Source organism: Pseudomonas sp. NPDC096925 (genome assembly GCF_044762545.1).
GTDB lineage: Bacteria > Pseudomonadota > Gammaproteobacteria > Pseudomonadales > Pseudomonadaceae > Aquipseudomonas.
In genome coordinates, this window is the sequence record NZ_JBIWEM010000001.1 from 846026 (window position 1) to 865821 (window position 19796).

At 64.8% G+C, this 19796-nt stretch carries 20 protein-coding genes and 1 pseudogene; 9 read left to right on the forward strand and 12 right to left on the reverse strand.

Annotated elements, in window-relative coordinates; translation table 11 throughout:
- Positions 1 to 212: 212 nt before the first annotated feature.
- Positions 213 to 1238 carry an acyltransferase gene (locus ACIQYU_RS04115; RefSeq protein WP_233687187.1) on the reverse strand — a complete coding sequence of 342 codons (1026 nt, stop codon included), beginning with the start codon at positions 1236 to 1238 and terminating at the stop codon, positions 213 to 215.
- 142 nt (positions 1239 to 1380) lie between these two features.
- Positions 1381 to 2382, reverse strand: a complete 1002-nt coding sequence (locus ACIQYU_RS04120; protein WP_402798339.1) for an NADP-dependent oxidoreductase — start codon at positions 2380 to 2382, stop codon at positions 1381 to 1383.
- A 174-nt stretch (positions 2383 to 2556) separates the two neighbouring features.
- Here ACIQYU_RS04120 and ACIQYU_RS04125 point away from each other — a divergent pair, with 174 nt between their 5' ends.
- On the forward strand, positions 2557 to 3318 hold the full coding sequence (locus ACIQYU_RS04125) for an SDR family oxidoreductase (protein ID WP_207832329.1): 762 nt from the start codon (positions 2557 to 2559) through the stop codon (positions 3316 to 3318).
- A 60-nt stretch (positions 3319 to 3378) separates the two neighbouring features.
- Here the strand turns inward: ACIQYU_RS04125 and ACIQYU_RS04130 are convergent, their stop codons facing one another.
- The gene (locus ACIQYU_RS04130; protein WP_402798341.1) at positions 3379 to 4554 is read right to left on the reverse strand and encodes an MFS transporter; all 1176 of its coding nucleotides are present in this window, start codon (positions 4552 to 4554) and stop codon (positions 3379 to 3381) included.
- 208 nt (positions 4555 to 4762) lie between these two features.
- Here ACIQYU_RS04130 and ACIQYU_RS04135 point away from each other — a divergent pair, with 208 nt between their 5' ends.
- The 3 genes and pseudogenes from ACIQYU_RS04135 (at position 4763) to ACIQYU_RS04145 (ending at position 8217) form a co-directional block, all read left to right on the forward strand.
- Complete coding sequence (locus ACIQYU_RS04135; RefSeq protein ID WP_402798343.1) at positions 4763 to 6160, forward strand: PLP-dependent aminotransferase family protein; 1398 nt, start codon at positions 4763 to 4765, stop codon at positions 6158 to 6160.
- A 668-nt stretch (positions 6161 to 6828) separates the two neighbouring features.
- A pseudogene (locus tag ACIQYU_RS04140) lies at positions 6829 to 7356 on the forward strand (HAMP domain-containing protein); the annotation flags it as partial.
- A complete protein-coding gene (locus ACIQYU_RS04145) occupies positions 7354 to 8217 on the forward strand; it encodes a methyl-accepting chemotaxis protein (protein ID WP_402798533.1) in 864 nt (287 codons plus the stop codon). The pseudogene ACIQYU_RS04140 and the gene ACIQYU_RS04145, both read left to right, overlap by 3 nt.
- A gap of 143 nt (positions 8218 to 8360) precedes the next feature.
- On the opposite strand, the gene ACIQYU_RS04150 is transcribed toward ACIQYU_RS04145, so the two are convergent.
- A complete protein-coding gene (locus tag ACIQYU_RS04150) occupies positions 8361 to 9551 on the reverse strand; it encodes a benzoate/H(+) symporter BenE family transporter (protein ID WP_207832321.1) in 1191 nt (396 codons plus the stop codon).
- Positions 9552 to 9696: 145 nt separating this feature from the next.
- On the opposite strand from ACIQYU_RS04150, the gene ACIQYU_RS04155 reads away from it, so the two are divergent.
- Positions 9697 to 10299, forward strand: coding sequence for a glutathione S-transferase family protein (locus ACIQYU_RS04155; RefSeq protein ID WP_207832319.1), 603 nt, complete (start codon positions 9697 to 9699; stop codon positions 10297 to 10299).
- A 130-nt stretch (positions 10300 to 10429) separates the two neighbouring features.
- Here ACIQYU_RS04155 and ACIQYU_RS04160 read toward each other — a convergent pair whose 3' ends face one another.
- The 5 genes from ACIQYU_RS04160 to ACIQYU_RS04180 all read right to left on the reverse strand — a co-directional run bounded on the left by ACIQYU_RS04160 (position 10430) and on the right by ACIQYU_RS04180 (position 13144).
- A complete protein-coding gene (locus tag ACIQYU_RS04160) occupies positions 10430 to 10801 on the reverse strand; it encodes a glutaredoxin (RefSeq protein ID WP_063911660.1) in 372 nt (123 codons plus the stop codon).
- A 59-nt stretch (positions 10802 to 10860) separates the two neighbouring features.
- Positions 10861 to 11406: a GTP cyclohydrolase I FolE gene (folE, locus tag ACIQYU_RS04165; RefSeq protein ID WP_013971502.1), complete on the reverse strand. Its 546-nt coding sequence runs from the start codon at positions 11404 to 11406 to the stop codon at positions 10861 to 10863.
- Between the two features lie 70 nt (positions 11407 to 11476).
- Positions 11477 to 12037, reverse strand: a complete 561-nt coding sequence (locus ACIQYU_RS04170) for a Smr/MutS family protein (protein WP_063911661.1) — start codon at positions 12035 to 12037, stop codon at positions 11477 to 11479.
- Positions 12038 to 12146: 109 nt separating this feature from the next.
- Positions 12147 to 12467, reverse strand: a complete 321-nt coding sequence (locus ACIQYU_RS04175) for a hypothetical protein (RefSeq protein WP_207832317.1) — start codon at positions 12465 to 12467, stop codon at positions 12147 to 12149.
- Positions 12468 to 12553: 86 nt separating this feature from the next.
- Positions 12554 to 13144: a cysteine hydrolase family protein gene (locus ACIQYU_RS04180; RefSeq protein WP_063911663.1), complete on the reverse strand. Its 591-nt coding sequence runs from the start codon at positions 13142 to 13144 to the stop codon at positions 12554 to 12556.
- A gap of 180 nt (positions 13145 to 13324) precedes the next feature.
- On the opposite strand from ACIQYU_RS04180, the gene prmB reads away from it, so the two are divergent.
- Entirely contained in the window at positions 13325 to 14233 is a 909-nt protein-coding gene (gene prmB / locus ACIQYU_RS04185; RefSeq protein WP_015269350.1) for a 50S ribosomal protein L3 N(5)-glutamine methyltransferase, read from the forward strand.
- Positions 14234 to 14342: 109 nt separating this feature from the next.
- On the opposite strand, the gene ACIQYU_RS04190 is transcribed toward prmB, so the two are convergent.
- Together ACIQYU_RS04190 and ACIQYU_RS04195 are read right to left on the reverse strand one after the other, a co-directional pair.
- The gene (locus ACIQYU_RS04190) at positions 14343 to 15125 is read right to left on the reverse strand and encodes a hypothetical protein (RefSeq protein WP_207832313.1); all 783 of its coding nucleotides are present in this window, start codon (positions 15123 to 15125) and stop codon (positions 14343 to 14345) included.
- A gap of 65 nt (positions 15126 to 15190) precedes the next feature.
- The gene (locus tag ACIQYU_RS04195; RefSeq protein ID WP_233694389.1) at positions 15191 to 16153 is read right to left on the reverse strand and encodes an alpha/beta hydrolase; all 963 of its coding nucleotides are present in this window, start codon (positions 16151 to 16153) and stop codon (positions 15191 to 15193) included.
- A gap of 130 nt (positions 16154 to 16283) precedes the next feature.
- On the opposite strand from ACIQYU_RS04195, the gene aroC reads away from it, so the two are divergent.
- The 3 genes from aroC (at position 16284) to ACIQYU_RS04210 (ending at position 19198) form a co-directional block, all read left to right on the forward strand.
- Positions 16284 to 17375, forward strand: coding sequence for a chorismate synthase (gene aroC, locus ACIQYU_RS04200; RefSeq protein WP_063911667.1), 1092 nt, complete (start codon positions 16284 to 16286; stop codon positions 17373 to 17375).
- A gap of 132 nt (positions 17376 to 17507) precedes the next feature.
- Positions 17508 to 18662 (forward strand): MFS transporter, encoded by a 1155-nt coding sequence (locus ACIQYU_RS04205; RefSeq protein WP_063911668.1) that lies wholly within the window; start codon positions 17508 to 17510, stop codon positions 18660 to 18662.
- Positions 18662 to 19198, forward strand: a complete 537-nt coding sequence (locus tag ACIQYU_RS04210) for an oxidase (protein ID WP_233687181.1) — start codon at positions 18662 to 18664, stop codon at positions 19196 to 19198. The genes ACIQYU_RS04205 and ACIQYU_RS04210 overlap by 1 nt, the downstream gene beginning before the upstream one ends.
- Before the next feature lie 61 nt (positions 19199 to 19259).
- On the opposite strand, the gene ACIQYU_RS04215 is transcribed toward ACIQYU_RS04210, so the two are convergent.
- The gene (locus ACIQYU_RS04215; protein WP_013971511.1) at positions 19260 to 19532 is read right to left on the reverse strand and encodes a DUF3509 domain-containing protein; all 273 of its coding nucleotides are present in this window, start codon (positions 19530 to 19532) and stop codon (positions 19260 to 19262) included.
- Between the last annotated feature and the right edge of the window lie 264 nt (positions 19533 to 19796).

Consider the following 19796-nt stretch of genomic DNA (forward strand, 5'->3'; position numbering starts at 1 on the left):
GGCTCCCACAAAAGAGCCCAACCTCATGGGCCAGCGCAGGACCTGTGGGAGCGGGCGCGCCCGCGAAGCAGACGCTGCGGTGGATGGCACGGGCTTCGCCCGTGTTCGCGGGCACGCCCGCTCCCACAGGGACTGTGTTGGCCTGTAAGTGTTCAGCTGCAACTGAAGCCATCGCTCAGCTTCGGAAAATACCTACAGCGTGGCTTCGCTGGTCAGATCACGGCGCGCACGGGCTTGATCAGCCTGATCAGGTAAATCGGTATCAGCGTCAACATGAACACCCCCACCGCCAGCAGCGGTATCAGCCACGCCAGTGAATGCCCTTCGATCAGCGGGCCATAGACGATGCTGGCCCTGTTCATGATGAACACGTGCAAACAGTACAGCCCCAGCGTGCAGCCAGATAACTCGGCTAGCAGCTTGCTGTGCCGTACCAGCTGGCCGCCCAGCGCAAGCAGCAAGCGGAACGCGCAGATGGCGGCCAGCACCACCAGCGGCGACACGTAGGAATAGAAGACCTGGTTGGGCACGTCCTGCTGCACCGACATGGCGTGGGTGGCGGCGGCGGTCAGGGCGCCGCTGATAAAGAACCCGCCAAGGTTTACCCAGGCGTTGCCAGGGCCATGCAGCCGAATGTGTTCGAATACATAAGCCCCCAGAAATGCGTAACCCGCATACCCCATGAACGAAAACAATTCATAGGTATTGGTCAGGTTGGCCAACGCTGGAGCGAACTGCGCGACGGTGGGGAGCAGGCAACTGACTGCTAGCCACATGCCCAGGAAAACACGCTTTTCCTGTGGCCCGGAATGCTGGTAGACCTTGGCCATGAACGGCATGATCAAGTAGACGCCGATGATCGCGTACAAGTACCAGAGGTGGTAGTAGACGGGGCCTTGGAGCATGGCCAGTGCGGCTTGCCACACACTGCCATGCCCGACGCCCATTGTGGCCCGCCACAGCGCGTAGAACACAGACCAGAACAGCAGCGGCGGCAGTATGCGCACGAATCGCTTCTGATAGAACCTGATGGCACCCTCCGAGCGATTCAACAGCAGGGCGCCGGACAACATCAGGAATAGCGGCACGCAAGACCGGACCAGCGAGTTGTAGATATTGGACGACATCCAGTTGTCATCCAGTTGTATCGCCCCTGCCGACGCGATGTGAAGAACTACCACCATGAAGCAGGCGGCGATCCTGCAAAAGTCCAGCCCGGCATTCAAACGTTGCTGCATCGGTTGCCCACCTTTTCGCTGCCTTGCGCAATGGGTGCTTGTGGATGCCTGAATTTAAGTCCGGCGGGCAAAACTGCAAGCGGCGAAAGTGCCACAACAAGGGTTTGCGACGCGATTTCATGGCCTGTAGAGGGGCTGCGTTCTAGACCTTCAACACCAACTTGCCAAAATTCTCCCCCCTGAACAGCTTCAGCAAGGACTCAGGGAAGGTCTCCAGCCCTTCCACCACATCCTCCTTGCTCTTCACCTGCCCGCTGGCCAGCCACCCGGCAATTTCCAGCGCGGCCTTGCCATAGTCCTTGGCGTAATCCATCACCACAAAGCCTTCCATGCGCGCACGGTTCACCAGCAGCGACAGGTAGTTGGCCGGGCCTTTCACCGCTTCCTTGTTGTTGTACTGGCTGATTGCGCCGCAAATCACGATGCGTGCCTTGAAGTTGATGCGGGTCAGCACGGCATCGAGGATGTCGCCGCCGACGTTGTCGAAGTACACGTCCACGCCTTTGGGGCATTCGCGCTTCAGGCCGGCCAGCACGTCTTCGGCCTTGTAGTCGATCACCCCGTCAAAGCCCAGTTCGTCCTTCAGGTAGTGGCACTTCTCGGCACCGCCGGCGATACCGACCACGCGGCAGCCTTTGATCTTGGCAATTTGCCCGACAATGCTGCCCACCGCGCCGGCCGCGCCGGAAATGACCACTGTATCACCGGCCTTGGGCTGGCCGACGTCCAGCAGGGCGAAGTAGGCGGTCATGCCGGTCATGCCCAGCGCCGACAGGTAGCGGGGCAGGGGCGCAAGGCTGGGGTCGATCTTGTGCAGGCCCTGGGCTTCGCCCGTGAAGTAGTCCTGCACGCCAAGGGCGCCGCTAACATGGTCGCCCGGCTTGTAGGAGGGGTGGTTGGAGGCAATCACTTCGCCGACGCCCAGCGCGCGCATCACCTGGCCCAGGGCCACGGGTGGGATGTAGGACTTGCCTTCGTTCATCCAGCCGCGCATGGCCGGGTCCAGCGACAGGTACAGGTTGCGCACCAGCACCTGGCCTTCGCCGGGTTGTTCGGCGGGCACGGTCTCGAAGCTGAAGTCGTCACGGCGTACGGCGCCGACCGGGCGTTTGGCGAGCAGGAAGCGACGGTTGGTGTGGGTCATGGCGGGTCCTTGTGGGCAGTGGAGGGGGATGCGTTAAATCTACCCTGTTGATGTAGGCAGGTCCTTAACATCACTGACAAGCATGGTAGCCCAACCGGTGGGGTGATGATGCTGCCTGGCCGCTTGGTGGCTGACTATGCTCTGAACCCCACCAATCACGCTTTGGAGCACGCGATGAGCATGACCTTTTCCGGCCAGGTAGCCCTGGTCACCGGCGGTGCCGCCGGCATCGGCCGGGCAACCGCCCTGGCTTTCGCCCAGGAGGGCCTGAGGGTGGTGGTGGCCGACCTCGACCCGACCGGTGGCGAGGCCACTGTGGCCTTGATCCATGCGGCGGGCGGCGAGGCGCTGTTCATTGCCTGTGACGTCACCCGCGACGCTGATGTGCGCCAGCTGCACGAGCGCCTGATTGCCGCCTATGGCCGGTTGGACTATGCCTACAACAACGCGGGTATCGAGATAGAGCAAGGCCGCCTGGCCGAGGGTAGCGAGGCGGAGTTCGATGCCATCATGGGCGTTAACGTGAAGGGGGTGTGGCTGTGCATGAAGTACCAGCTGCCGTTGCTGCTGGCCCAGGGCGGAGGGGCCATCGTCAATACCGCTTCGGTGGCGGGCTTGGGGGCGGCGCCGAAGATGAGCATCTACAGCGCCTCCAAGCACGCGGTGATCGGCCTGACCAAGTCGGCGGCCATCGAGTACGCCAAGAAGGGCATTCGTGTGAATGCGGTGTGCCCGGCGGTGATCGACACCGACATGTTCCGCCGCGCCTACCAGGCTGACCCGCGCAAGGCCGAGTTTGCCGCCGCCATGCACCCGGTGGGGCGCATTGGCAAGGTCGAGGAGATTGCCAGCGCCGTGCTGTACCTGTGCAGCGACGGTGCGGCGTTTACCACCGGGCATTGCCTGACGGTGGATGGTGGGGCTACGGCGATCTGAGCCGATATCGGTGTGGCCTTCTTCGCGGGTAAACCCGCTCCCACAGGTAGCCCGCTGGCCTCAGGGCTGGTGATACCCCTGTAGGAGCGGGTTTACCCGCGAAGGGGCCCTGGCAGACCACCACAATGCCAGCCCAACCACCACACACCCCAGCACCAGCACCCCACCAAACACCAGCAAGGCCAACTGCGACCCCAGCCGGTCACTCAGCAACCCGGTAAAGATCACCGGCAGGCTGAACCCCAGGTACGCCAGCAAAAAGAACCCGGCACTGGCCCGTGTCTTCTCGTTGCCAGCCAACTGGTTCACCGCCGCCAGCCCGCCCAGGTAGATAAACCCGTAGCACGCACTGCTGGCCGCCACGGCACCCAGCAATACCGCGCCCAGCTGGCCGCTGTCCGCCCCCCAGGCCAGCACGGCATAGCTGCACGGCAGTATTACCAGCCCCAGCAGCGTGGCCGTACGGCTGCTGAGGCGCCGCGCCATCGGCTGGAACAACAAGCCGCAGCTGATCACGCAAAAGGTCGAGAACCCTGACCAGGCGCTAAGTCCATGCTGGCGCAGGATGCCGGGCAGCAGGGCGATCACCAGCCCCACGCAGGCCCACGCCAGCAAAATGGCCATGCCATAGGCCACACTGCCACGCGGGTAGCAGGGCAGGCGCAGCATGGGGGTGCGTTGTGCCGGGCGTGGGTCGGGCAGGCGCCATACCACCAGCATGGCCAGCGCTGCCAGCAGCAGTTGCAGGTGGAAGCTGCCTGGGGTCAGGCTGGCGCCGCGCAGCAGGAACAGGCTGGTCAGTGCCGCGCCCAGGCCAAAGCCCAGGGAGGTACTGGCGGTAACCCAGTTGGCGGCGCGGGTGTTGTCCGCGCCGCCCATCAGTTCACCCATGTAGGCGGTGGCTGTGGCCGAGGCCAGGCCGGTACCCAGGCCGAGGAACAGGCGCGCCAGGCCGAGGGTTTGCAGGCTGGGGGCCAGCAGCATCAGTACGGTGGCAACCATCGACAAGGCCAGTGCGGCCAGCACCAATGGCCGGCGCCCAACCCGGTCGGCCAGCCCGCCCAGAGCCAGCAGCACGGGTAGTACGCCGAGCACGTAGCCGGAGAAGGCCACTGCGGTGGCAGCGGCGCCCTGGCCGGAGAGGTCGGCGTAGGTGATGTACAGCGGGGCCTGCAGGTTGACGGCCAGGGTGATCAGGCAGAGGGCGAAGGCCAGGCGGGCTGGGGCGGAGGGCATGGGTAGGGATCCTGGTTTACTGGTGGCTGTTCCGGCCTCTTCGCGGGCACGCCCGCTCCCACAGGGATTGCGCAAAACCTGTAGGAGCGGGCGTGCCCGCGAAAGGGCCGGCCCTGCCAACTCTGATGCCAGCCCATTCCCCTCACCAGACACACCGCCAACCCTTTTATGCTTAACTGTTCGCTCAAAACCAGCGAACACTTACCCCATGCACTTGCCCCTCGACCGCACCAGCACCACCCCGCTGGTGCAGCAACTCACCGACCACCTGCAAACCTGGATCGACCAGCAACGCCTGCGCCCCGGCGCGCGCCTGCCGTCGATCCGGGCTTTGGCCCGCAGCCAGGCGGTCAGTGCGTCATGTGTGATCGAAGCCTACGACCGCCTGGTCGCCAGCGGCTGGCTGGAGGCCCGCCACGGCACCGGCTTTTTCGTCGCCGAGCGCAAACCCGGCCTGGCCGTGGAAGACGCCCAACCCTGGGGCGAGGCCGGCGACGGCAGCTGGCGGCAGTTTCGCGAGGGCCACGACGAATTGCTCAAGCTGGGCTGCGGCTGGTTGCCCAGCAGTTGGCGCGCCGCCACCGAACTGGCCCAGGCAGTGCGCCAGGTCAGTCGCGGCAACCCGCAGGACCTGTTCGACTATTGCCCACCCCTGGGCCTGGCCAGCCTGCGCCAGCAGCTGCACAAGCGCCTGGCGCAGCTGGGCATCGCCGCCGGCCCCGAACGAATCCTCACCACCCACGGCGCCAGCCACGGCCTCGACCTGCTGGTGCGCACCCTGCTGCGCCCGGGCGACACGGTGCTGGTGGAAAACCCCGGCTACTACAACCTGTACAACCTGCTGCGCCAGCACCAGGTGCACATGCTGCCGGTGCCGCGTACCGCCGAAGGCCCGGACCTGGCCACCCTCGAAGCCCTGCTGGCCGCGCACAGGCCGCGCTGCCTGTTCATCAACAGCCTGTACCACAACCCCACCGGCACCAGCCTGACGCCCAAGGTGGCCTACCGCCTGCTGGAGCTGGCCCGCGAGCACGACCTGCGCATCATCGAGGACGATATCTACGCCGACTTCCAGGAGGGCCCGGCCACCCGCCTGGCAACTCTCGACAGTGAACAGCGGGTGATCTACATGGGCAGCTTCTCGAAAACCCTCAGCAGCTCGCTGCGGGTCGGCTACCTGGTTGCCGACCCGGCGTTGCTGGCGCGCCTGGCCGAGTTGAAGATGGTCAGCGGCATTGGCACCTCGCGCTTTGCCGAGCAGGTGGTGGGGCAGATGCTGGCCAACGGCAGCTACCGCAAGAGCGTGCAGCGCCTGCGCGTACGCCTGGGGCAGCATATGGCCAAGCTGCTCGGCCAGCTGGAACAGGCGGGCTGGCAGGTGTTCTGCGAGCCTTACGGTGGCATGTTCGTCTGGGCCCGCGTGCCGGGCCGGGATTTCGCCAGCCTGGAGTGCTTGGCCCTGCAGCACGAGGTGCTGCTCACCCCCGGCAGCGCCTTCGATTACCAGGGCGCGGCCAGTGCCTGGCTGCGTATCAATGTCGCCTACGGGCAGGACTCCCGCGCCCAGGCCTTCCTTCAGCACGCAGGGCGACCTCTGCCAAGCTGATAACGACACGCTCATAGCTATTTGACACTATTCTGACGTCAGGCCCTTGTTCATCGGCTGGCAACGTTGCCACCCTTGGCCTTCGGGATAACCTCGCACGCAGAAGGGGAATCGGCATGGGCGCGAGCAAGCACGGTGTGCTGGCCAACCTGGGCATGGCCCGCAAACTCGGCCTGGGCTTTGCCCTGGTGCTGGTGCTGACCCTGGCGGTGGCGGCCATTGGCATTGCTGCGTTGCACAGCGTTGGCCAGCGCTTCGACAGCCTGCGCCAGCTGGCCCAGTTCAATACCGACCTGCTGCGCTTGCGCCAGCACGAGCAGGCCTTTGCCCTGCGCTCCGACATGCAGCAGGCCGAGGCCTTGCGCAGCGGACTGCAGGGTCTGGCCGAGCGCGCCCGTGGTCTGCCGGCGCTGGCGGCAGCGGAAGCCGACCTGGCAGCCTATGGCCAGGCGTTCGAGGCCTTTGTCGAGGCGGTGCAGGCCAAGGAGCTGGCGCTGGACATGGCCAGCTGGTCGGTGTCCAGCGTGGCCAACAACCTCGATGTGTTGCAGGCCGGCCTGGCCGATGATGGCGTGTACACCCTCAAGCAGTCCCAGGGCCAGCAGGGCGGCGCGTTTCTCGAGCAGGCCGCGCAGGTGGCGCAGGTGTCGCGGCTGATGTTGCAGGCCATGGATGAAGCGCGGGTACGCCTGGAAAAAAGCCGCAAGGGCGAAGAGGGCGTCAGCCAGGAACGCATTGCCCAGACCATCGAGGCCGCTAGCCTGGTCAGCCAGTTGCAGGGCGCCGTCAGCGATGCCGGCTACCAGAGTGTGCTGGGCGAGGTAGCGGGGCACATTGGCAGTTTCTCGGAAAAACTTAACGAATACACTGACCAACTGGCCCGCGAGCAGGGGCTGAAGGCGCAGTTGCAGGCCAGTGCCGAGCAAGTCACCGGGCGGGTCGACCAGGCTTACCTGGGGCAGGAGCAGGCCCTGCAGGGTGAACTGAAACGCAATGCCGTGGCCATCGGCCTGGCCACGACATTGGCGCTGCTGGTGGGCGTGCTGGCCGCCTGGCTGATCACCCGCGCCGTGGTCGGGCCGCTCAAGCATGTGATTGCCCGCGCCCAGCGCATTGCCGCTGGCGAGCTGAGCTTTGACGCCCAGGCGCCACGCCGTGACGAAGTAGGGCAGCTGATGCAGGCCATGCAGCAGATGGCTGCGGGCTTGTCGGGCATTGTCAGCGGTTTGCAGCAGGGCATCGAGCAACTGGCCGGTAATGCACAGGCGCTATCGGCGGTGACCGAGCAGACCAACCGCGAGGTGGGCAGCCAGAAGGAAGAGACCGAACAGGTGGCGACTGCCATGCAACAGATGACCGCCACCGTGCACGATGTGGCGCGCAATGCCGAAGAGGCGGCGCTGGCGGCCCAGGCTGCGGATGAGAAGGTGGATTCCGGGCAGCAGGTGGTGCGCCAGAGCATGCAGCGCATCGAGCAACTGGCGGCTGCGGCGGAGACGGCCAGCGCCGGTATCGACAGCCTCAGTGCCGAGATCCACACCATTGGCGACGTGCTGGAAGTGATCAAGAGTGTGGCCGAACAGACCAACCTGCTGGCGCTGAATGCCGCTATCGAAGCGGCCCGGGCCGGTGAGCAAGGGCGTGGCTTTGCCGTGGTAGCTGATGAGGTGCGCGCGTTGGCGCGGCGCACCCGGCAGTCTACCGAGCAGATCGAGACCTTGGTGGCCAGCCTGCGCGGTAATGCCCAGCAGTCGGTGGCGCAGATTCGCGGCAGTACCGAGCTGGTGCGCCTGGCGGTAGCCGATGCACTGCAGACCGAAAGCGCGCTGGGCAGCATTGCGGCGGCGGTGTCATTGATCCAGCAGATGAACCAGCAGATTGCCGCGGCGGCCGAGCAGCAGAGCTCGGTGGCGGAAGAGATCAGCCGCAGCGTGACGCACATCCGCGGCAGTGCCGATCAGGCGGCGTTGGCGATGCAGGACAATGCCCGGTCGAGTATCGAGTTGGCGCAGTTGGGGACTGACCTGAAGGGAATGGTGGGGCATTTCAGGTTGTGATCTGGGCCTGGGCGTTGTGTTGCCTGTACCGGCCTCTTCGCGGGTAAACCCGCTCCCACAGGAATACCACAAGGCTGAATATTGTGTGATCCCTGTGGGAGCGGGTTTACCCGCGAAGAGGCCGGTACAGGCAACAAATACCTTCAAGCTCTGCGCGGATTTAGGATCATCAAGGTCAACACCCCCGCCACAATCCCCCAGAACGCCGAGCCGATCGAGAACAAGGTCAGCCCCGACGCCGTGACCATGAAGGTGATCAACGCCGCCTCCCGCTCACGCGCTTCGCTCATGGCCACGGTCAGCCCGTTCATGATCGAGCCGAACAGCGCCAGCGCCGCAATCGACAGCACCAGCTCTTTCGGCAATGCCGCAAACAGCGCCGCCAAGGTCGCGCCGAACACCCCGGCAATGCCGTAGAAAATCCCGCACCACACTGCCGCGGTATAACGCTTGGCCGGGTCTTCATGGGCATGCGGCCCGGTGCAGATCGCCGCGCTGATCGCTGCCAGGTTGACCCCGTGCGAGCCAAACGGTGCCAGCAGCAGCGAGGCAAAGCCGGTGGCCGAGATCAGTGGTGAGGCCGGCACCTGGTAGCCGTCCGCGCGCAGCACGGCCACACCCGGCATGTTCTGCGAGGTCATCGCCACCACGAACAGCGGAATGCCAATGCTGATGGTCGCCGCCAGCGAGAAGCTTGGCGTGGTCCACACTGGCGTGGCCACTTCCAGGCGGAAGCTGCTGAAGTCCAGCAGGCCCAAGGCACCGGACAGCGCCGTGCCCACCAGCAGCGCGGCCAGCACGCAGTAACGCGGCGACAGGCGCTTGACCAGCAGGTAGCTGAAGAACATGCCCAGTACCAGCAAGGTGCGGTGCTGGGCGGCGACGAAGATTTCACTGCCGATCTTGAACAGGATGCCCGCCAGCAGCGCCGAGGCCAGCGAGGCCGGGATGCGCTTGACCAGGCGCTCGAAGCTGCCGGTCAGGCCACAGATCAGCACCAGCACGGCGCAGGTAATGTAGGCGCCGATCGCCTCGCCATAGCTGACCCCGCCCAGGCTGGTGATCAGCAAGGCGGCACCGGGGGTGGACCAGGCTACGGTGATCGGCGTGCGGTAACGTAGCGACAGACCGATGCTGCATACCGCCATGCCGATCGACAACGCCCAGATCCATGACGAAATCTGCGCGCTGGTCAGCCCGGCTGCCTGGCCGGCCTGGAACATCAGCACCAGCGAGCTGGTATAGCCGGTGAGCATGGCGATAAAGCCGGCGACCACCGCCGATGGGGAGCTGTCTGCCAGGGGCCGCAGGCGTATGGAAGTGGCATTGGTCATGAACAAAATCCTTGTAAAGGTGTAAGCAGTTTTTTCAGACTACAGCGAGCAAGGTTGATCCTTGCCATACAGCGGCCATTGCTTTTAGCCGTACAGTCGCCAACTATTGGGCGAAAATGCAGAACTGCTTGGGAGTGGAAGGGCGATGTACAAGGTCTATGGCGACTACCAGTCGGGCAACTGCTACAAGGTCAAGCTGATGTTGAACCTGCTGGACCGGCCGTATGAATGGCACCCGGTGGACATCCTCAAGGGCGAGACCGAAACAGCCGAGTTCCTGGCGATGAACCCCAACGGCAAGGTGCCGGTGCTGGAGCTGGAGGACGGCAGCTACCTGTGGGAGTCCAATGCCATTCTCAACTTCCTGGCCGATGGCAGCGAGTTCCTGCCTACCGAGCCGCGCCTGCGTACCCAGGTGTTGCAGTGGCAGTTCTTCGAGCAGTACAGCCATGAGCCATACATTGCCGTGGCGCGCTTCATCCAGTTCTACCTGGGGTTGCCGGACGAGCGCCTGGACGAGTACCGCAAGCTGCACAAGGGCGGGTACAAGGCGCTGAAGGTGATGGAGCGGCAGCTGCAGATGACGCCGTACCTGGTAGGTGACCAGTACTCGATTGCCGACGTGGCGTTGTATGCCTATACCCACGTGGCGCACCAGGGTGGGTTCGACCTGGCCGATTACCCGGCAGTGAGGGCCTGGCTGGAGCGGGTCAGCAGCCACCCGAGGCATGTGCCGATGGTGGGGTAGTTTCTAGCCTTTGCCGGCCTCTTCGCGGGCATGCCCGCTCCCACAGGTATTCCACAATATTCAGCCCTGTGGTGAGCCTGTGGGAGCGGGCGTGCCCGCGAAAGGGCCAGAGCAGGCTGCCCGCAAACCGTCAGGCCGAAGCGAACCGCTCATCCAGGTAGGCAATGATGGCCTTGGACTCATACATCCAGGTCACCTTGCCCGCTTCTTCAATGCGCAGACACGGCACTTTCACCCGGCCGCCACCTTCCTGCAGGGCCTGGCGGTGCGCAGGGTCGTTCTTGGCATCGCGCAGCGCCACCGGCACGTTCAAACGGTGCAGGGTGCGGCGTGTCTTGACGCAGAACGGGCAGGCGTGGAACTGGTACAGCGCCAGGCCCTTGGCCGCTTGCTCGACGCGGGCCTGGGCGGCGGCGTCGCGCTTGCGCTTGGCCGGGCGGCTGATCCAGTCGCCGAACACGATGAGCTGGCCGAGGCCAACCCGCAGGGCTTTGACGATCATGGGCAACTCCTGAAATGAAAAAGCCGACCCGGGAGGGTCGGCTTGGGGTCAGCAGCCAATCACTTGATCAGGCTGAGGAACTCGCTGCGGGTGGCGGCGTTTTCGCGGAACTCACCCAGCATCACCGAGGTGATCATGGTCGAGTTCTGCTTCTCGACACCGCGCATCATCATGCACATGTGCTTGGCTTCGATGACCACGGCCACACCGGCGGCACCGGTTACCTGCTGCACGGCCTCGGCAACCTGGCGGCTGAGGTTTTCCTGGATCTGCAGGCGGCGGGCGTACATGTCGACGATGCGCGCCACCTTCGACAGGCCCAGTACCTTGCCCTTGGGCAGGTAGGCCACGTGCGCCTTGCCGATGAACGGCAGCATGTGGTGTTCGCACATCGAATACAGCTCGATGTCCCGGACCAGCACCATTTCGCTGTTGTCAGAGCTGAACAGCGCGTTGTTGGTGACTTCTTCCAGTGTTTGCTCATAACCGCGGCAAAGGTACTTCATCGCCTTTGCAGCCCGCTTGGGCGTGTCGAGCAGGCCCTCACGGGAGACGTCCTCGCCAATCTGGCTGAGGATCTCGGTGTAGTTCTGTTCCAGGGACATGGATCTACCTGTGGGAAAAAATCGCAAAAACGAAGGGTACGGCGGTGAGGGCGGCGCTGCAAGCGCGGCGTTACTCGTCGCGGCCTTCGAGCATGGTTCGCTTGAGCATCACATAGACCGCGCCGGTGCCGCCGTGGCGGGCGTTGCACGAGGCAAAACCGAGCACCTGCGGGTGCTGGCGCAGCCAGGTGTTGACGTGGCTCTTGATCATCGGACGCTTGCCGTCCAGGCGCGCGGCCTTGCCGTGGGTAACCCGCACGCAGCGCACTTCCAGCCTGGTGGCTTCGGCGATGAAGTCCCACAGGGTTTCGCGGGCCTTTTCCACGGTCATGCCGTGCAGGTCGAGGCTGCCCTCGAACGGGATCTGCCCCAGCTTCAGCTTGCGCAGCTGGCCTTCCTGCACGCCATCGCGGCGCCACAGCAGCTCGTCTTCGGCGCCAACGTCGATGACGAACTGGTCGGACATGCCGTCGATCACCAGCGCCTTGTCACTGCGCACGGTCGCCGCCTGGCGCAGGCCGGCCAGCTGCTGGCGGTCGGCCTTGGGCTTGCCGACTTCGGCGCGGTCGTGCCTGATCGGTTTGACACCGCGCACTTCGGCCTTGAACAGGGAAAAATCGTCGTCTTGCATGATGCCTCCACGTGGGCGGCGTAGTTTACGCGACTGTGGGGCGGTGTGCAGCCTGTACGGGCCCTTTCGCGGGTAAACCCGCTCCCACAAGGACCGCGTAAGCAGCGCCTCAATCGTGTTTCTTCATCAGGTGCGGCGACAGGTTCAGCTCGCGCCCACGGCGCAGGCGAATGCGGCTGCGCCGCCAGAAGCGCACGCCTAGCCACAGCAGCAGCAAGCCGGCCCCGGTGAGGATACCGGCCAGCGGTTTGTTGGCATTGAGTTCCGCCAGGGCAGGGTAGTTGCCCAGCAGGCCGGCGACGCCGGCCATTGCCAGCAGCACGCCCAGGGTTGCCAGCAGGGCCGACAGGCCGGCCGCCAGGCGGGCGCCCCAGTTACGCGGTTCGCGTGGGCGAAGGCGCTTGGCGTCGAAACTGCCTTTGAGCTTCATTCCGCTCTCCTCTGTGGATATCCGGAATTCGACCTGGGGCCGCCCATCGGGTTCCGCCCGGCTGCCGGGCGGTTGTACCCAGCCGGTCAGATCAGGCTGGCGGTGGGGGCCACGCAAGCGAAGTTGTCGGCCATCACGGCCATTTCGCACTGGTGAATCTGCGCGGCCGGGATTACCCCATCCTTGAATGCCAGGTCGCGGGTCGCCGAAGCGTCTTCCACCAGGGTGCAGCGGTAACCATAGTCCTTGGCACGACGCACGGTGGTGCTGACGCTGGAATGGCTCATGAAGCCGCACACGATCAGATCCAGGTGGCCCAGTTCCTGGAGGGTCTCGTGCAGCTTGGTGTTCTTGAATGCGTTGGGCATGCGTTTTTCGATGACGATTTCGCCTTCCAGCGGCTCCAGCCCCGGAATGAACTGGCCGGCCGGACCTTGCGGGTCGAAGCGGCCACCGACAGTGCCCAGGTGGCGAACATGGATGATCGGACGGCCGCTCTTGCGCGCGGCGTCGAGCAACCTGGCGATGTTGGCCACGGCCTCGTCCATGCCCGACAGCGCCAGGGGCCCGCTGAGGTACTCCTTTTGCGCATCGATGATGATCAGGCTGGCGTGGCTCAGCTTGGCCGGCGGATAGTCGCGGCCAGTGAGGCGGAACATCGTGGTTGGAACGGACATCAAGGGCTCCTTGGATAGGGCTTTTGTATACCTATTGTCCCCTGCCTTGGCGCCAATGGGAATGGTTGACAACGTAAGCGGCATGGTTACTGGCTTGTGGCTAGCCATTGGGTAATGCAAAGGAACAAATGTGCGAGTGGGACTGTTAGACTTTTGTCCGGTCTGAATTAGGAGTACCCCGTGATCACATCCCGCCTGCGCACGCTGCGCGACTACATCCGCTGGGCGGTCAGCCGCTTCCACGAGCACGACCTGTTCTTCGGCCACGGTGCCGACAACGCCTGGGACGAGGCCCGCCTGCTGGTGCTGGGTGCGGTGCACCTGCCGTGGGAAGTGGCCGACAGCTACCTGGACTGCATGCTCGAGGACGACGAGCGGGTACGCCTGCAGCACTTGCTCAAGCGCCGTATCGAAGAGCGCGTTCCGGCCGCCTACCTGCTGGGCGAGGCCTGGTTCTGCGGCATGTCGTTCATCGTCGACGAGCGCGTGCTGGTGCCACGTTCGCCGATTGGCGAACTGATCGAGAAACGCTTCGAACCGTGGCTGGCGAGCGAGCCGGCGCGCATTCTCGACCTGTGCACCGGTTCCGGCTGCATCGGCATCGTTGCCGCCGACGTGTTCCCCGAGGCCGAGGTGGTGCTGGCCGACCTGTCGTTCGAGGCGCTCGAAGTGGCCAACCAGAACATTGAACGCCACGGCCTGGACGGGCGCGTGTACACCGTGCAAGGCGATGGTTTTGGCGGATTGCCGGGGCAGCGTTTCGACCTGATCCTGTCCAACCCGCCGTATGTCGATGCCGAGGACTTCGACGACATGCCGGCCGAGTACCACCACGAGCCCGAGTTGGGCCTGGCCTGCGGCAACGATGGCCTGGACCTGGTGCGGCGCATGCTGGCCGAAGCGGCGGACCACCTGACCGACAAGGGCTTGCTGATTGTCGAGGTGGGTAACAGCCAGGTGCATGTCGAGGCGCTGTACCCCGAGGTGGACTTTGCCTGGCTGGAGTTCGAGCGCGGCGGGCATGGGGTGTTCATGCTGACCGCCGAGCAGTGCCGCCAGCATCAGGAACTGTTCAAGGCCCGCGTCTGATTCCAGGGCATCTTCGCGGGTAAACCCGCTCCTACAGGTATGGCGTTGCCCTCAGGTACGACGCGGTCCCTGTGGGAGCGGGTTTACCCGCGAAGCAGGCAACGCGGTGTCAGCGCGTGGCAATCCAGATCAGCAACCCCGCCTGGAACACTGCAAACGCCACCAGGCAGGTAATGGTAAAACGCAATCCGCTGTCTTCACGCTGGTACTTGGCCACCCGCTCATCGCGCTCACGCAGTTGCCCTTCCTTCTCCTGCAACTGCTGGTCGGCCTGCTGCAGCAGGCTGGCAGCATCCAGTATCTCCACCCGCTGCAAGCGCTCGCTGTTCCACGCGCCCTTGAGCTGGCCCACCGTCATTTCCACGGTACGGCCTTTCAGGTGCTGGCTGTCCTCGTACTCCACCTCGATACCCACCCCGCGCAGGCAGTGGTCACGGCGCAGACGTGAGTCTTCGTTCAGCGCATCCTTGCTCGGCAGCGCCATGCCCTCGACCCGGTAGTGCGACCACTTGCGCTGCAGCCACTGCGCAGCCTGGGCCAGCAGGAAGCGGCCGATGCCACGGTTCGGCGGCTCCAGTTGCAGGCCATGTTCACCGCCGATGCGTACCAGGCGTTCGGCATGGTCGACGCGGATGTCCAGGCGGTTCTGTTCCTTGTGTACCTTCTGGCCCGGCAGTTTGATTTCCATGCGCAGCAGGCTGTGAGCCTTGTCGTGGCGCTCGGCATAGCCGAACTGCACAAAGCGCAGCGGCCGTGCGCCGGTGCTGCGGTCAGTGGGCAGGGCGGCCAGGCGCAGCAACTGGAAATGTTCGGCGGTCAGCTCGGCCCAGGGAAGGGCAGGGCTTTCCTGAGGTTCTTCGGCCGGCTCTGCGGCGACGGGGGTGGTTGTCATCAGGGCTTGTCCTCGGCAATGCCTGCTGTATCGGCAGGCGTGTCCGAGACCTGAGCCCGTTTACCTCACGCTGAAGGCAAATGCTGGATGAACGTCACAATCCGTTCACCCAGCTCCCGCGCCAGCGGCAGTTCGGGGTTGAGGTAGCTGTCGCGCTGCTGGCTCATCGCCTTGGGGCTGATGCGCAGCATGTGGTTCATGCCATCGATCAGCACCAGCTGCGCATCCGGCTTGGCCGCTTTCAGTCGTTGGGCGTCGACCACGCCCACCTGCACATCGTTGCGCCCCTGCACGATCAGTGCGGGCATTGGCAGGCGGGCGAAGGCCGCCGCCGGGTTCTGCTGGAACAGCGAAATCAGGTAGGGCTGCACGCTGGGGCGGAACACCTGGCGCAGCGGCGCCGGCACCTCCAGGCTGGTCTGCCCGGCCTGCAGTCGGTCGAGCAGGGCGCTGCCACCGGCCAGTTGTGCCGGTGGCAGGCGTTGGGCCAGTTGTTCGCGCAGCACTTCGGCCAGCGGCCGGCCGCTGCCGGCCAGGGTGATCACCGCGCTGGCACCGGCCTGCTCGGCGGCCAGGCTGGCGATCAGCGCGCCCTCGCTGTGGCCTATCAGGATCAGTGGGCCAAAGCGCGGGTCGGCCTTGAGTTTGTGGCTCCAGGCGACCACGTCGGCCACGTAGCGCTCCACGCTGAGGTCACGCTCGTCGGGCGTTGCCGGCTGGCTGGCGGCCACCCCGCGCTTGTCGTAGCGCACGCTGGCGATGTGCTCGTTGGCCAGCAGCAGGGCCAGGCGCTTGAGGTTGTCGACCCGGCCTGACGCCGGGTTGTTGCCGTCACGGTCGGTGGGGCCGGAGCCGGCGATGATCAGCACCACCGGTGGCGGGGTAGCCTGTTCAGGCAGCAGCAGGCTGCCGTGCAGCACGCCCTGGCCGGTGTCGAGGTCGATCGGGCGTTGCAGCACGGTGGGGGCGGCGGCCTGGGCCAGGCCGGTGCACAGCAGGAAGAAGAGGGCGACGAGGCGCGACATCATGCGGTACTACATGGGGAGATAACGGTTTGACCCAGTGTTCGTGGGAAGGTTCGAAGAGGCCAGCACAGGCGATCAATCCATCTGTATACTGCCGCTTTCGTTCACTTCAGGCAGATCTCGCGGAGCGTCCATGTCCGGCAATACCTACGGCAAGCTGTTCACTGTCACCACCGCTGGCGAGAGCCATGGCCCGGCGTTGGTCGCCATTGTCGATGGATGCCCACCAGGCCTGGAAATTTCCCTCGCCGACCTGCAGCACGACCTCGACCGGCGCAAGCCCGGCACCAGCCGTCACACTACCCAGCGCCAGGAAGCCGATGAGGTGGAAATCCTCTCCGGTGTGTTCGAAGGCCGCACCACCGGCTGCTCGATCGGCCTTCTGATCCGCAACACCGACCAGAAGTCCAAGGACTACTCGGCGATCAAGGACCTGTTCCGCCCGGCCCACGCCGACTACACCTACCACCACAAGTACGGCATCCGCGACTACCGCGGCGGTGGCCGTAGCTCGGCCCGCGAAACCGCCATGCGCGTAGCTGCCGGTGCCATCGCCAAGAAGTACCTGGCCACCCAGGGCATCACCGTGCGCGGCTACATGAGCCAGCTGGGCCCGATCGAAATCCCGTTCCAGACCTGGGAGTCGGTGGAGCAGAACGCTTTCTTCAGCCCTGACCCGAGCAAGGTGCCGGAGCTGGAGGCCTACATGGACCAGCTGCGCCGTGACCAGGACTCGGTGGGCGCCAAGATCACCGTGGTCGCCGAAGGCGTGATGCCGGGCCTGGGCGAGCCGATCTTCGACCGCCTCGACGCCGAACTGGCCCACGCGCTGATGAGCATCAACGCGGTCAAGGGCGTGGAAATCGGCGCCGGCTTCGCCAGCGTGGCCCAGCGCGGCACCGAGCACCGTGACGAGCTGACCCCGGAAGGCTTCCTCAGCAACAACGCTGGCGGCATCCTCGGCGGTATTTCTTCGGGCCAGCCGATCGTTGCCCACCTGGCGCTGAAGCCGACCTCCAGCATCACCACCCCGGGCCGCTCCATCGACATCGACGGCAACCCGGTGGACGTCGTCACCAAAGGCCGCCACGACCCGTGCGTGGGCATCCGCGCCACGCCGATCGCCGAGGCGATGATGGCCATCGTGCTGATGGACCACCTGCTGCGCCATCGTGCGCAGAATGCCGATGTGAAAGTGAATACCCCGGTGCTGGGCCAGCTCTGATTCGCCAGTAGCGGCCTCTTCGCGGGTAAACCCGCTCCCACAGGAATATCACTGGGCCTGAGGGCAGTGAGGTACCTGTGGGAGCGGGTTTACCCGCGAAGAGGCCGCCACAGGTTCCCACAAGGCCATCCCATGCAACCAATCCCCTACTGGCGCCTGTCCAGCTTCTACCTGTTCTACTTCGCCCTGCTTGGTTCCACCGCCCCCTTCCTGGCGCTGTACTTCGACCACCTGGGCTTCTCCCCGGCGCGCATCGGCGAGCTGGTGGCCATCCCCATGCTCATGCGTTGCATTGCCCCCAACCTGTGGGGCTGGCTGGGTGACCGCACCGGCCAGCGCCTGCTGATCGTGCGCCTGGGCGCGTTGTCGACGCTGGCCACTTTCGCCCTGATCTTCCTTGGCAAAAGCTACGCCTGGCTGGCGCTGGTCATGGCCCTGCATGCATTCTTCTGGCATGCGGTGCTGCCGCAGTTCGAGGTCATCACCCTGGCCCACCTGCACGGGCAAACCGCGCGCTACAGCCAGGTGCGCCTGTGGGGCTCGATCGGTTTCATCCTCACCGTGGTCGGCCTGGGCCGACTGTTCGAGTGGCTGAGCCTGGATATCTACCCGGTGGCGCTGGTCACGATCATGGCCGGCATCGTCGCCGCCAGCCTGTGGGTACCCAATGCCCAGCCGGTGGAGCAGGGCGAGCGCAGCGGCGCCGGCGGCTTCCTGCAGCAGCTGCGGGCGCCGGGGGTGATCGCGTTCTATGCCTGCGTGGCGCTGATGCAGCTCAGCCACGGGCCGTACTACACCTTCCTGACCCTGCACCTTGAACACCTGGGCTATGCCCGTGGTGCCATCGGCTTGCTGTGGGCACTGGGGGTGGTGGCCGAAGTACTGGTGTTCATGGCCATGAGCCGCATCTTCGCGCGCTTTTCCGTGCAGCGGGTGCTGCTGGCCAGCTTCGTGCTGGCGGCGCTGCGCTGGCTGTTGCTGGGTAACCTGGCCGGCGAGCCGGCGGTGCTGGTGTTCGCCCAGGTGCTGCACGCGGCCACCTTCGGCTGCTTCCATGCCGCCAGCATCGCTTTTGTCCAGGGCAGCTTCGGCGCCCGCCAGCAGGGCCAGGGCCAGGCGCTGTATGCGGCGCTGTCGGGCACCGGCGGTGCGTTGGGGGCGTTGTATTCAGGCTACAGCTGGAAACTGCTGGGGCCCACCTTCACCTTTGGTATGGCCAGTGCCGCAGCCTTGGCTGCAGCCGTTATCATTGCCCTTTGTTCGCAACCGACCAGGACCCGCCCCTGATGAGCATTCTCAGCGTTTTCCACCCCTCCAGCCCGGAACTGCCGAACAAGGTGCTGACCCATCACGACGACATCGCCGCCACCCTGGCCGAGCAGGGCGTGCACTTTACCCATGCCGAGCATGGCCTGCGGGTGCGCCCGGGCACGGCCCAGGACGAGGTGCTGGAGGCCTGCCGCGGGCACCTGGACCAGTTGATGACGGCGCATGGCAGCAAGGCTTTCGTGTTGCTCAACCGTGACGGAGAGGCCCCGGCGCAGGTGGACGTGCGCGATGAGCACGTGCATGACGCCGACGAGGTGTTTGCCGTGGTCAGCGGGCGGGCGCAGGTTGGCCTGCGGGTGGGGGAGTGGGTGTATTCGGTGCTGTGCGAGAAGGGTGACCAGCTCGTGGTGCCGGCGGGGACCCGGCGCTGGGTTGAGCTGGGCGATGCGCCGTTTTGCCTGGCGTTGCGGCTGTATGGCAGCGAACAGGGTATGCAACCGCGTTTTACCGGGGATGTGACGGCGCGGGCGTTCCTGGGCATCGACGAACTGTAATGGCTTTACCGGCCTCTTCGCGGGCAAGCCCGCGAAGAGGCCAGATCAGCCAACACAAAACTCAGCGATAAGTCGGCAGGGCAAACCGCTGCTGGCTCTGCAGCATCGAGATCACCGGCAATTCACTGGCCTGCTCGGCCAAATCCCGGCGAATCGCACTGATCGCCCAGGACAGCTGCTCGGCACTGTGCAGTTGCGCATAGGTCAGCACCCGGCGGGTAACCTTGCCATCAGCAGCGCGCAGGGTCAGTAGCACACCGCCGTCGGGGCGGGCCTGGGTATTTACCTGGTAGGCCGAAAATACCGAAACGAACTTTTCCTGGATGAGGTCCATATCAACTCCTGGCTGTTGCGTGGCAGACATGAGTTGATGGTTGCAGTGACCGTGCCAGTATGTTTTTTCTGGAAAAAATCTTTAAATTCAGTCGGTTACGTCAATCTTCCCGGAACGCTGTCGTGCAACCTGCACGGTCGTGCATTTTGCACAGTGCATATTGCATGACCCGCGGCCAGCTATCGGTCCGATAGAATCTGAACCTTTGACCCGGCAGCCTTGCCTGACAAAGACTTGGGCAACGATTTCTGCCAGGAGGTTCCA